Genomic DNA, 12,753 nt, shown 5'->3' with positions numbered 1-12,753 from the left:
CCCCCGCCATCGAGGCGGGGGCTTCGTCGTTCCCGGAGCGGAGGGGCGTCAGCGCAGCGCGCGCAGGGCGTCCGCGATGGGCGTGAGCGCCGCGTCGATCTCGTCGGCGACCCGCACGTGGGTGTCCTCGGACCGACGGTAGGGGTCGTCCACGTCGTCGTCCGCCGGGTCGGCGGGCGGCGGCACGGTCCCCCGCAGTCGAGCGACCCGGTCGACCAGGTCCTGCGCGGTCTCGATGCCGGCCAGGTCTCCGGGCTCCAGCCCGTCGAGCACCCGGGCGAACTGCTTGATGGTGAACGCCCGCTTCGCTGCCCGCGGTGCGAGCGACACGACGGCTGCGCGGTGCGAGCGCTCGGCGGTGAGCACGAGGTCGGCCGACGCCGCGATCTGCTCCGTCAGGTAGCGCGAGCGGTGCGTGGAGGGCGCCCCACCCAGACGCGACGACTGCGCGGCAGCCGTCTCGTCCATCAGGGCGCCGTCGTCGGCGATGGTGCCGGCCGACTCGACCGTGAACGCCGGGGCGTCCGGGCCGAGCCGGGCCTCGAGCACCTGGGCGCCGAGGGGCGAGCGGCAGATGTTGCCGCTGCAGACGAACAGGATCCGCATCGTCACGCGGCAGCCTCGCCGGTTCCGAGCAGGTCGTGGCGGACCACGATCGCGTCACGGCCGGGGCCGACGCCGATCGCCGAGATCCGCGCTCCGGACATCGCCTCGACCGCGAGCACGTAGTCCTGCGCGGTCTTCGGCAGGTCCTCGAACGCCCGGGCACCGGTGATGTCCTCGGTCCAGCCGGGGAACTCCTCGTAGATCGGCTTCGCGTGGTGGAAGTCCGACTGGTTCACGGGAACCTCGTCCACACGCTCGCCGTCGACCTCGTACGCCACGCAGACCGGGATGGTCTCGAGGCCCGTCAGCACGTCGAGCTTCGTGAGCACGAAGTCGGTCACGCCGTTGATGCGCGCCGTGTACCGGGCGATCGGGGCGTCGTACCAGCCGCAGCGACGCGGACGGCCGGTCGTGGTGCCGAACTCGAAGCCGTTGGCGCGGAGGAACTCCCCCGACTCGTCGAACAGCTCGGTCGGGAACGGGCCGGCGCCGACGCGGGTCGTGTACGCCTTGACGATGCCGATGATGCGCTCGAGCTTGCCCGGGCCGATGCCCGAACCGGTCGCGGCGCCGCCGGCGGTCGCCGACGACGAGGTCACGAACGGGTAGGTGCCGTGGTCGACGTCGAGCATGGTGGCCTGGCCGGCCTCGAACAGCACGGTGTCGCCCCGCTCGAGCGCGCGGTGGATCTCGAGCGCGGTGTCGGCGACCATCGGGCGCAGGCGCTCGGCGAAGGACAGCAGCGACTCCACGACCTCGTCCGCGTCGATCGCGCGACGGTTGAAGACCTTGACCAGCAGGTGGTTCTTCTGGTCGAGGGCCGCCTCGACCTTCTGCCGCAGGATGTTCTCGTCGAAGATGTCCTGGATGCGGATGCCGACGCGGTTGATCTTGTCGGCGTAGGTCGGGCCGATGCCGCGACCGGTCGTGCCGATCTGGCGCTTGCCGAGGAACCGCTCGGTCACCTTGTCGACGGTGCGGTGGTAGTGCGTGATGACGTGCGCGTTCGCGGACACCAGGAGCTTCGAGACGTCCACCCCGCGGGCGCGGAGCGCGTCGAGCTCCTGGAACAGGACCTCGAGGTCGACGACGACACCGTTGCCGATGATCGGGGTCACGCCGGGCGTCAGGATGCCGGACGGCAGCAGGTGCAGCGCGTACTTCTCGCCGCCGACGACGACGGTGTGGCCGGCGTTGTTGCCGCCGTTGAACTTGACGACGTAGTCGATGCGGGACCCGAGGAGGTCGGTTGCCTTCCCCTTGCCCTCGTCACCCCACTGGGCACCGATGATGACTGCTGCGGGCATGGAGGTTCTCCTCACGTTGGCGGAGGACCGCACCGGCGGGCATAGGCCGATGGTCCACCCGAGTCTATCGACTGTCCATCTGCACGCCACCCGCCTGTGGAGAACCGGTCGACGCTCGAAACCTGTGGGTACTCAATCCTGGAGCGGTCGCAGGCTGCGGATCCGCCGATGCCGGGGGACATCTGATCCGTTCCACTGTCGAACGATCCTCGGGCGGACGTACGGTGCGGGAGCGCGACTTCCCGGCCGCGTTCCCTGGGTTCCCTGCCCAGTCCTGCGATCACGAGATCCGTGGTCGGCGACGTTCGTGGTGCCCGCACGACGGACGTCATCTGATCCGTGCCGTCATGCCGCACGGAGATGGGTTCAACGATGAACAAGGCTCTCTGGAGCAAGAAGGCGCTCGCGGTCCCCGCGTGCGCCGCGATCCTGATCGGCGGCCTCACGCTGGTCGCCACCCCCGCGAACGCCGACCCGGCCGACCTGCGGCTCACGGGTCAGTCGGTGTCGAACGGTGTGCTGACCCTGACGGGCAAGGGCACCCCGGGCGAGAACGTCATCCTGCAGAAGGGCTTCCCGGCCGAACGGCACGAGATCGCCGCGGACGGCAGCTGGACGATCACGTACACGCTGCCGGACAAGGCAGCGCACACGTACGAGCTCGACCAGCAGAACGGCCTGAACGCCGACGGCAGCCTGACCGTCGAGGTCCCCGCGCAGCAGACCGCCTTCGCGGTGAGCTCGCACACGGTGTCGGGCCGCACCCTGACGGTCACCGGCACCGGCACCCCCGGCCTCACCGTGCAGGTGGACCCGGCGAACGGCACCGTCCAGCGCAGCGCCGTGGGCAGCGACGGCACGTGGAAGCTCACCTACGAGATCCCCGCGAGCGCCGGCACCGACGCGAAGACCTACACGGTCCTCGAGGAGAACAGCGGGTTCCAGGTCCAGGACCAGGCCAGCTTCACGGCGGCCGCCGAGGCCACCCAGGCCACGTTCTCCGTGACCAGCCCGAAGGACGGCTCGGCCGTCGACTCGCGCACCGTCACCTTCACCGGCACCGGTCAGCAGGGCGACACCGTCAACCTCCTCGGCACGAACGACCAGCGCCTCACCGGCGTCGTCGTCGTCGGGGCCGATCAGACGTGGTCCGCCACGGTCACCTTCCCGTCGACGGCGGCGCGGCAGCAGGCCGTCCGCGTGACCGACGTCCGTGGGGGCAGCGGCGCCGGCGACACGACGGTGGACATCACGCTCCCCGCGGTGGCGCCGGCCGACCAGTTCTCGCTGACCAGCCCGAAGGACGGCTCGACCGTCGGGTCGCGCACCGTCACGTTCACCGGCACCGGTACCCCCGGCGACCTGGTGAACACCCTGGACGCCGACGGCGACCGGGTCGCCCCGCAGGTCCTCGTCGGAGCAGACGGCACCTGGACGACCACGGGCACGTTCAGCAACTCGGCTGCCGTCGTCCAGAAGCTGTCCGTGAACCAGGTCGGTGGCGCGCAGGGTCAGGGCACGGTCGACTTCACCATCACCCTGCCGGCAGCCTCCACCCCCGTCACGACGCCCCTGACCCTGGTCACGCCGAAGGACGGTTCCACCGTCGCTTCCCGGACGGTGACCTTCTCGGGCAAGGGCACCCCCGGCGACGCGATCGCGGTCGTCGACGCCGACGGCGACGTCGTCGCTCCGCCGACCCTCGTGCAGGCGGACGGGACGTGGACGACCACGGGCACGTTCTCCGACTCGGCGGCGACGGAGCAGGAGCTCACGGTGGGCGAGGTCGACAGCGATGCGACCGTCGTCGACACCATCGACTTCTCGATCACCCTGCCGGCGGTCGGGACGAGCACTGCTCCGGGCACCGGCACCACACCGGGTGCCAGCACGGGCACCGGCACGACGCCGGCGCGACCCACCGGGACCCTCCCGGTCGTCGCCGGCTAGTCACCACACAGCGGTCCGCGGACGGGGCGCGACCAGCGGTCGCACCCCGTCCGCGGCCCACCGGAGGAACACCGCATGACCCACACCCGAACCGTCCGCCTCACGATCCCGGCGCTCGGCGCCGCACTGCTCCTGACCTTCGGCCTCGCCGGCTGCACCGGGCACGGCACCACGGCGGAGACGAAGCCGTCGGCGACGTCCAGCGCCACCGCCACGAGCACGCCCTACGCCGCACCGACCGCAGCGCAGGTCGCGATCCTGCCGGAGGCGAAGTACGACGCCGTCATCGGCGGCCTGATCCCCTACTACGAGTCCACGATCCCCGAGGTGGCCGACGAGGCGTACACGATCTCGTCCGACGCGCCGCTCTACGGCGAGGACCACGCCCAGCCCGTCGCGCGGCTCGCCGCGAAGAACTTCCTGGGCCAGGCGACCGTCGTCGTCCCCGTGCAGGTGTCCGGCGACTGGGCCATGGTCCTGACCCCTGCGCGGCAGGCGCTACCGTCCGCGACGAACGGTGCCGCTGCCGCACAGAGCGCGGCCTGGATCCGACGGGACCTCCTGCACCGGAGCCGATCGCTCCCCGACCACGTCGTGATCTCGGTGGGCAAGCAGACGGTGTCGATCGTCGACGCGGACGGCACGACCCTGCACGACTTCCCCGCGGGGGTCGGCGCTGGGGGCACCCCGACCCCGACCGGCGTCATCGGGTACATCCAGGCCCGGTACCTCGACCCCGCCCAGGACCAGACCGTGCACCCGATCCAGCTGACAACGCTGCACTCCGCGGCCGCAGACGAGCCCTACGGCGGCACGGACGGCGGACTGATCGGAGTGCACTACCAACCCGTGGCGCGTGGTGCGGTGTCGCACGGCTGCGTCCGACTCGACGGCGACGCGGTCGATGCCGTCGACGCACTCCCGCTCGGCACGGTCGTGCAGATCGTCGCCTGAGACCCGGTCACCCCACCTGGGAGCCCGTCCGGGCCGACCGGCGCAGCGTCGGACCAGTCAGATCCGACGAGCAAGGGAGCACGACATGAGTGACCTCGGCGACAAGGCCAAGGACTTCGCGGACAGCGACAAGGGCGAGCAGGCGACCGACGCCGGTCTCGGCAAGGCCGCGGACGCGGCCGACAAGGCCACCGGCGGTGGCCACGGCGACCAGATCGACAAGGCGGAGCACGCTGCCGACGACAAGATCGGCAAGTAGACCGCACCACGGAACGGACGGGAGGCGCGGTGCCAGCTGGCACCCCGCCTCCCGTCCGTCGTGGTGGTGGCGTTCCGCGATCAGGCGCGGAAGAAGTCCTGGTACGACGGGTCGCCCACCGGCTGGGCGTGACCGGGCTGCGCGAGCCGCTCCTCGACCATGGCCTGGAGCGCGTCGGGCGGGGTCAGCCCACGGCGGCGCCACTCCATCGGGTTCGCCCGGAGCTGCATCAGGGAGGTGTGGGATCGCATGGCCTCACTCTCCCATCTATTGCCTAGTTTGCCTAACTACATGTCCCATTGCCGCACTCGGGACCACTCCGCTCCGAGACCGGGAACGGCGAACGCCCCGCCACCGGACCGGTGACGGGGCGTTCGTGTCGATCGCTACTTGCGAGGTGCCACCTTCGCGGTCTCGGCGGAGGTCGCCGAGCCGTCCTGGTAGCCCGTCGCCTTCGCCGTCACCTCGACGGAGAAGCGGTGCCCCGCGTCCGTCGTGCCGAGCGTGTAGCGCTGGTCCGTCGCACCCTGCACCGCGACGCCGTCACGGAGCCACTGGTACGAGTACGAGACCTTCTTGCCGTCCCACGAGCCGGGCTTCGCCTTGAGCGTCTTGCCGACCTTCGGGGTGCCGGAGATCGTGACGGCGCTGCCCTCGCGGAGGGTGAGCGTCGGCGCGGTCTGCGGCGCCTGGAGCACGTCGGCCTGGTCGCCCACCGCGTTGCCGAGGTGGAGCAGCAGGACCCGGGCGTTCGTGGCGTCGGCCTGTCGCGTGACCTGCAGCGCGCCCTTGTCCGCGTAGAGCACACCGGTGGTGGTGCCCTGCGCGAAGGTGAGCGCCGGTGCCGACGGGTCGTACGTCGCCGGGTCGGTCTCGTCCACGACGTTGGAGCCGCTGGTGGCGAGGGCCGGGGCGTACGCCGACTCGGTCAGGACCGAGTAGTCGAACGGACCGGTCGCACCGATGGTCGACGCCGACACCGTCAGCACCTTGACGGCGCTGTCGAACGTGTTGACGTCCTGTCCCGCGGTGCCGCCGTTGAGCGGCTGCGCGTCGACCGTCTTGCCCGTCGCGAGGTCCACCGTGGTGGCGAGCGTCGCGTCGACCGTGGCCGACTTGGCGTCGTAGACCAGGTAGTCCGGCTCACCGTCGCGGTCCGTGTCGATGAGGACCTCGACGTTGGTCACCGCGCCGGGGTTCGCGTCGGCACCCGCGGTCTGGACGCCGAAGGCGAGCGTGTCGGACGCCTCGTCGTAGTTCGCGCCGTAGGCCCGGACGTCGGCGGCCTGCAGCGACTGCTTCGCCGAACCGGCGGGCAGCGGCTCCTGCGGGTCGGTCCCGCCCAGGACGAACGGTGCGACGGACGAGTGGTACCCGGTCACGGCGTCGCCCTGGTCGACCGAGCGGCCGGTGAGCGCGAGCTCCGCGGTCGTGGTCGAGCCCGAGAACGCGATGTCCTTGCCGTGCACGGCGCTGACCGGCTTCGGCGCGACGTACGCACCGAGGCGCATCGGGTTCAGCTTCGCGTCCGTCGGCGTGAAGGACACGACACCGGACTCGGCGGCGACGAACTCACGCTGGTAGCCGGACTGCACCGACTCCTGCGTGGGGTCGATGACGCGACGCAGCTGCGTCGGGTCGGCGATCGTGTACGTCAGCTTGACGGTCGCGGTGCCGTGCGCCGGAGCGGTGACCCGCTTCGTGCTCAGCGAGAACGCGACACCCGGCTGGTCCACCTGGGCCTGGTACGCCACGTCGTACGTGTGCGGACGGCCGTCGGTGTTCTGGATCTGCAGGGTGCGGGACTCGGTGGTCTTCCCGCTGACCTCGACGACACCGTACGAGGCGGTGACGAGCTGGTCGTTCTCGATGCTGCGCACCGTGGTGCCCGCGGTGACCGCCTGCAGCGCGTCGACGCGGCCGGTGCCCTGGCGCAGCAGCGTGGCGTTCCGGTCACCCTGACGAACGTCGTGCGTCGCGGTGTTCATCACGGCGGCCTTGACCTGCGGGGCCGTCCACGACGGGTGCGACTGGAACGTCAGCGCGACGATGCCGGCCACGTGCGGGGTCGCCATCGAGGTGCCGCTCATCGACATGCGGCCGTCACCGGTGCCGTTGGCCGCGGAGATCACGTTGACCCCGGGGCCGGCGACGTCCGGCTTGACGATGTCGTCGAACGAGCCGTGCACGCCACGGCTGGTGAACGGGGCGAGCGTGTTCACGTTCGCCTGGTCGGTCGCCAGCTGGAAGCCCTTGAGCTCCTGAGCGAACTGCACGTGGAGGGTCCCGGCCGTCGCGGCGGCCTGGAGGCTCGCAGCACTGTCCGAGGTCAGCTCGGCACCCGGGATGGTCGCGTTCCCCGCGATGCCCGAGTCGAAGCTGGTCACCGTCCCGGCCAGCAGGACGCCGACACCGCCGGCTGCCTGCACGTTGTTGAAGCGCACACCGGAGCCGCACTCGAGCGCCCCGTCGGTCCACTTCAGCCAGACGACCTTGCCCTTGATCTTCGCGGCCTCGTCGGCGCTGAACGCTGCGCAGCCGTCGATGTTCGTGGTCGGGACGACGACGTCGCCCTCCACCGGCAGCGTGCCCTGGTAGTTCTGCGAGTACTGCGCACGGTAGGTGCCGGCGACGTCGGACGGCGCGGTGGCCTTGACACCGTCGAACAGCGACTGCCCGGTGGCGCTCGCGGCGACGGTGAGGGCGCCCTCGGCGTTGCCCGGCGAGCCACCGATGTCGGTGAAGTCGTCGGCGTTGCCCGAGGCGATGACGGGCAGGACACCGCGGGCGGTGAGCGCGTCGATCTTCGCATTGTCGGGGTCGTCCGGTGCGCCGTAGTCGGAACCGAGCGACAGGTTGAGGACGTTGATGTCCTTGCCCTCGGTCAGGGCCTGGCCGACCCAGTCGAGCGCGGCACCGGTCAGGTCGGTCGAGCCGCCGCCGTCACCGAACACCTTGAGGGCGTAGAGGCCGGCGTCCGGCGCGGTGCCCGGGCCGATCCACATGTCCTGGACGGACTGGTTCGTCAGCTTCGTGTAGTCGCCGCGGAACGTCTTCTTGTCCGCGGTCAGGCCGTAGCCCGCGGCGGTGCCGGACACGTGCGTGCCGTGGTCGCCGCCCTTGCCGTCGATCGGGTTCGCGTCCGGCTTCGGGGTCGGGTCGTAGCCCGCGCTCGAGGAGTCGGCGTTGTAGGTGGGGCCGGCGAAGTCGTAGCCACCGAGGTACTTCTTCGCGTCGAACCAGCTCGGGTCCGGCGCGCTCGTGCTCGCGAGGGCCTGCTCGTACGCGGCCGTCGTGCCGGGGCCGCCGAAGTCGGCCTGGGTGTAGTCGAGACCGGTGTCGAGGACGGCGACGTTGACGCCCTTGCCGGTGCGGCCGGTCTGCTGCCACGCGTCGAGCGAGCGCGTGTAGACGTCGCTCGCGGCGTTCTTCGGGCTGACGCCGTCCGCGCCCGGCTGCACCAGGTCGGGGTCGACGCCGCTCGGGGCCTTCGACGCGTCACCCGGGGTCGGGTCGACGATCTTCTTCGGCGTGAGCGGGATGATGCTCTCGACGTCCGACCGGCTGGCGATGTCGCGCAGGGCGTCGACGTCGGCGACGACGGCGACACCGGGGACGGTGTACTCGGTCGAGTACAGCTCCGTCGCCTCTGCGTCGGACCGCTTGACGGCGGCACGGACGGCGTCGACGGTCGACGTGATCGCCTGCACGCGCTCCTTCGCGGCGGACGACGGGGTCTTCGACTTCGTCAGGTCGCCGCCCTTCGCCTTCGCGTCGACCTCGAGGGCCCCTTGGCCGGTCGTGCGGACGAACGCCGCGACCGTCTTCTGGGGCTTGGCGTCGCGCAGGGGCGCCGCGAGCTTGAGGTCGGCGGCGGAGAGACCGCTCGGCGCGGCGTTCGCTGCGCCGCCCACGGCGAGACCGCCGCACGACAGGGCGACGGCGGCGATGCCGGCGGTCAGGATGCGTGCGACGCGTGACCGCGTGGTGCGCTCCGTGGTGGGTGGTTGCTCGGGTACTGCACGGTTCGGTGTTGCACGTGTCACAGGGCGCACTCCTCGGCTCTGTCCGTGGTGGGAATTCCTGTGAAGTTATGCGTTCGTTCACAGGCGGAACAGTCCGCACTTTGGAGGACTGGCCCTCGTTCGGGGGTACAGCACCTCGTAACTTGCACAGCAGTGTGCACGTTATTACGATGGTGCTCGTGACCACCACCGACCAGCCCGGACGCGCGCCCCGACGGGATGCGACGGCGAACCGGGCCGCCCTGATCGAGGCCGCACGGAGCGTCCTGCAGCAGGACCCCGATGCCTCGCTCGAGACCATCGCGTCCGCCGCGGGCCTGTCGCGCCGTGCGGTCTACGGACACTTCCCCTCCCGCGACGACCTCGTGCGCGAGGTCGTGACCGGCGGCGCCGCACGGATCGCCGGCGCGATGCCGTCGTCGTCCGAGCTCGCCGACCTCCCGCCCGCCGCACGGCTCGCGGCGATCGCCGTGACGCTCTGGGCCGAGGTCTCGCACGTGCGCTCCATGGCCCGCGTCGCCCTGCGCAGCCCGTTCGCCGAGTCCGTGGCCGAGGTGTTCGCGCCGCTGCGGGCACAGGTCCGCACGGCCTGCGCGCTCGGCATCGACGAGGGCTCGATGCGCGACGACGTCGACGCGGACACGCTCGCCCGCCTGGTCGAGGCCGCCTGCATCGCCGTCCTCGACGAGGCCACCCGGTCCGGCACGAGCGACGAAGCCGGTCGCCGCACGGTCGTGCTGTCGGCGCTCGGCACCGCCGGCATCGACTGGCGCACCGCGCTGCTGTCCGAACCCGCCGCACCCGCACCCCGTACCGAGCAGGAGACCCGCGCATGACGCTCGAACTCGACCACGTCGGCATCGGCGACGAGCCCGGCGCCGCGCTGCCCGTCGTGTCCGCCGTCGCCGCTCCCGGTCGCCCCGGTGTCGTCGCCGTCGAGACCGAGCAGGCGCCGGTGCTCGCGTCCCTGATCGCCGGCGGGCGGATGCGTCCCGAGTCCGGGCGGGTGCTGCTCGACGGACACGAGGACGCCGCAGCGGTGCGCGCGGCCTTCGCGCTCGTGGACACCCCGGGCGTCGCCGAACCGTTCCCCGTCATGACGCTCCGGAAGGTCGTGCGCGAGGAACTCGCGTTCGCCGGGCAGCGCCCCTCGCGCGACCACGTCGACACCGTGCTCGACGAGCTCGGCGTGCGGGACCACGCCGACACGCACGTGCAGCGGGTCCCGACCGACGTGCGGGTGCGGCTGCTCGTCGAGCTCGCGCTGCTGCGGGACGGGGTCACGGGCATCGTGCTCACCTCGCCCGAGCGGCACGGCGGCGCCGTGGCCGACTGGTTCACGGTCGTGCGCGACGTCGCCCGGCGCGGCGTCACCGTCGTCCTCGTGACGTCGAAGGCCGCCGCAGCCACCGTCGAGCAGCTGCTCGACACGATCCGCACCGAGGGTCCCGACGACGCGACCTCGACCGACGGGGGCGACCAGGGCCTCCCGTCCGGCCCCTCCGACCCCGAAACTCCCGCAACCGTCCCGACGGAGGCACCCGCGTGACCATCCCCTCGCTCATCCGCGCCGAACTGGCGCGCCTCACCGCAACGCCGCTCGCCCGGCTCGCGTTCGTCGCCCTCATGGTGGTGCCGCTGCTCTACGGCGGCGCGTACCTCTGGGCGAACCGCGACCCGTACGCGAAGCTCGACCAGATCCCGGCCGCGATCGTCGACCAGGACGCCGGCGCGACGCTCGACGGCGACCGGGTCGACTACGGCGAGGACGTCACGAAGGAGGCGATCGACGGCGCCGACTTCAAGTGGACCGAGACGACCGCGGCCGACGCGCGCTCCGGCGTGCGGAACGGCAAGTACGACTTCGTCGTGACGATCCCGCACGACTTCTCCGAGGCCCTGGCGTCGGCGCAGGGCGACGACCCGAAGCGTGCCGAACTCGTCATGACGACCGCGGACACGAACTCGTACCTCGCCTCGACCATCGCGGAGCAGGCCGGCAAGACCATGCGCACGGCCGTCGCCGAGCGGGTCGGCAAGCAGGCGGCGACGACCCTGCTCGTCGGACTCGCCGACGTGCGGGACAGCCTCGGCGACGCCGTCGACGGTGCGGGACAGCTCGCATCGGGGGCGACCACGGCTGCGGACGGCGCGTCCTCGCTCGCGTCCGGCACCTCCGCGCTGTCCGCCGGGGCCTCGCAGCTCGCCTCCGGCACCGCCGCACTGCCGTCGCAGACCGCCCAGCTCGACAGCGGCGCACAGCAGGTCGCGTCCGGGGCCTCGACCCTGGCGTCCGGGCTGCAGTCCGCACAGCAGCAGACCGCGTCGCTGCCCGCGCAGACCGCGCAGCTGAACGACGGCGCGCAGCGGGTCGCCGCGGGGAACGCCGCGCTCGCCGAGAAGGTCGACTCGGTCAGCGCCGACGTCGACGCGGTGCAGCCGGTGGACGCCGCCACGGTGCTCGCGCAGATCACCGCGAACCTGCCGGAGGGCGTCACGCTGACCCCCTCGCAGCAGGAGGCGATCACGAAGGCGGTCGGCGACGTGAACACCGCCGGCGCCTCGGCCAAGGAGACCTACGCGTCGACCAAGTCGGCCGTCGACCAGCTCCGCGACGGGTCGGCCCAGGTCGCGGCCGGCACGTCGGCGCTGGCCTCGGCGTCGCCGCAGCTCGCGGACGGCATCGCATCGGCGTCGAGCGGCGCCTCGCAGCTCGCATCGGGCTCGTCGCAGGTCGCCGCGGGCACGTCGAAGCTCGCCGCCGCGGCACCGACGCTGTCCTCCGGTGCGGCCTCGCTCGCGGACGGTGCCGCGTCGGCCGCGTCCGGTGCCTCGCAGCTCTCGTCGGGTGTCGACCAGCTCGAGGACGGCTCGAAGGAGCTCGCCGCGAAGCTCGACCAGGGACGCACGAGGATCCCGGCGTCGACCGCCGCCCAGCGCTCGTCGCAGGCGTCCGTGATCTCGGACCCGGTCAAGGTTGGCGACGACAACGTCGCCGCCGCGTCGAACTACGGCGCCGGCCTCGCTCCGTTCTTCATCTCGCTCGCCGCCTGGATCGGCATGTACGCGCTGTTCCTCATCCTCAAGCCGATCTCCAAGCGGGCGATCACCGCCGTGCAGAAGCCGCTGCGCGTGGTGCTCGGCGGCTGGCTCACCCCGGCGCTCCTCGGGGTCGTGCAGATGGCGGCGCTGTTCCTGATCGTGCGGTTCGCGCTCGACCTCGACGTGGTGCACGCCGGGTCGACGGTGGCCGTGATGGTGCTCGCCTCGGCGACCTTCGCGGCGATCATCATGGCGCTCAACGTGCTGCTCGGCTCGGTCGGGCAGTTCCTCGGCCTGGTGCTCATGCTCGTGCAGCTCGTGACCGCCGGCGGGACCTTCCCGTGGCAGACGCTGCCGGGGCCGTTGGCGGCGCTGCACTTCGCGCTCCCGATGACCTACTCCGTCGACGCGATCCGGCAGACGATGTACGGCGGGTCGTTCGCGGCGGTGTGGTCGGACGCGGGGGTGCTCGCGTGCTGGTTGCTCGGCGCGCTGCTCGTGTCGTACGTCGTCACGGCGCGGCAGACCCGCTCGCGGACGCTGCGCGACCTGCGGCCGAGCCTGATCGGGTAGCGCGGGCGGCGCGGGCGCGGCACGGAGCGCGGCGGCG

General features: G+C 71.9%; 10 protein-coding genes. 6 read left to right on the top strand and 4 right to left on the bottom strand.

Annotated features, from left to right (window positions below):
- Nucleotides 1-48: 48 nt before the first annotated feature.
- A complete protein-coding gene (locus ACH0A8_RS11170) occupies nucleotides 49-606 on the bottom strand; it encodes a low molecular weight phosphatase family protein (protein ID WP_066652063.1) in 558 nt (185 codons plus the stop codon).
- Between the two features lie 2 nt (nucleotides 607-608).
- Complete coding sequence (locus tag ACH0A8_RS11165) at nucleotides 609-1,913, bottom strand: adenylosuccinate synthase (RefSeq protein ID WP_406907208.1); 1,305 nt, start codon at nucleotides 1,911-1,913, stop codon at nucleotides 609-611.
- Between the two features lie 372 nt (nucleotides 1,914-2,285).
- On the opposite strand from ACH0A8_RS11165, the gene ACH0A8_RS11160 reads away from it, so the two are divergent.
- The 3 genes from ACH0A8_RS11160 to ACH0A8_RS11150 all read left to right on the top strand — a co-directional run bounded on the left by ACH0A8_RS11160 (nucleotide 2,286) and on the right by ACH0A8_RS11150 (nucleotide 5,076).
- The gene (locus ACH0A8_RS11160) at nucleotides 2,286-3,863 is read left to right on the top strand and encodes a hypothetical protein (protein WP_066652059.1); all 1,578 of its coding nucleotides are present in this window, start codon (nucleotides 2,286-2,288) and stop codon (nucleotides 3,861-3,863) included.
- A 75-nt stretch (nucleotides 3,864-3,938) separates the two neighbouring features.
- Nucleotides 3,939-4,817, top strand: a complete 879-nt coding sequence (locus ACH0A8_RS11155) for a L,D-transpeptidase (protein ID WP_326496541.1) — start codon at nucleotides 3,939-3,941, stop codon at nucleotides 4,815-4,817.
- A gap of 85 nt (nucleotides 4,818-4,902) precedes the next feature.
- A complete protein-coding gene (locus ACH0A8_RS11150; RefSeq protein ID WP_066652055.1) occupies nucleotides 4,903-5,076 on the top strand; it encodes an Rv0909 family putative TA system antitoxin in 174 nt (57 codons plus the stop codon).
- 80 nt (nucleotides 5,077-5,156) lie between these two features.
- Here the strand turns inward: ACH0A8_RS11150 and ACH0A8_RS11145 are convergent, their stop codons facing one another.
- Complete coding sequence (locus ACH0A8_RS11145) at nucleotides 5,157-5,327, bottom strand: hypothetical protein (protein WP_153257418.1); 171 nt, start codon at nucleotides 5,325-5,327, stop codon at nucleotides 5,157-5,159.
- Nucleotides 5,328-5,462: 135 nt separating this feature from the next.
- Entirely contained in the window at nucleotides 5,463-9,122 is a 3,660-nt protein-coding gene (locus ACH0A8_RS11140; RefSeq protein ID WP_406907207.1) for a S8 family serine peptidase, read from the bottom strand.
- A gap of 158 nt (nucleotides 9,123-9,280) precedes the next feature.
- Here ACH0A8_RS11140 and ACH0A8_RS11135 point away from each other — a divergent pair, with 158 nt between their 5' ends.
- From ACH0A8_RS11135 to ACH0A8_RS11125, 3 genes are read left to right on the top strand one after another with little or no spacing between them, the layout of a single operon-like run.
- Nucleotides 9,281-9,937 carry a TetR/AcrR family transcriptional regulator gene (locus ACH0A8_RS11135; RefSeq protein ID WP_066657692.1) on the top strand — a complete coding sequence of 219 codons (657 nt, stop codon included), beginning with the start codon at nucleotides 9,281-9,283 and terminating at the stop codon, nucleotides 9,935-9,937.
- Nucleotides 9,934-10,650, top strand: coding sequence for a hypothetical protein (locus ACH0A8_RS11130; protein ID WP_406907206.1), 717 nt, complete (start codon nucleotides 9,934-9,936; stop codon nucleotides 10,648-10,650). Before ACH0A8_RS11135 ends, ACH0A8_RS11130 begins: the two co-directional genes overlap by 4 nt.
- Entirely contained in the window at nucleotides 10,647-12,716 is a 2,070-nt protein-coding gene (locus ACH0A8_RS11125; protein WP_209684086.1) for a YhgE/Pip domain-containing protein, read from the top strand. Before ACH0A8_RS11130 ends, ACH0A8_RS11125 begins: the two co-directional genes overlap by 4 nt.
- The last annotated feature ends 37 nt before the right edge of the window (nucleotides 12,717-12,753 follow it).

The sequence above is a fragment of the Curtobacterium sp. 179-B 9B NHS genome (assembly GCF_045370965.1).
Classification (GTDB): Bacteria; Actinomycetota; Actinomycetes; order Actinomycetales; family Microbacteriaceae; genus Curtobacterium.
This window is presented reverse-complemented; position numbering and strand designations above follow the sequence as displayed.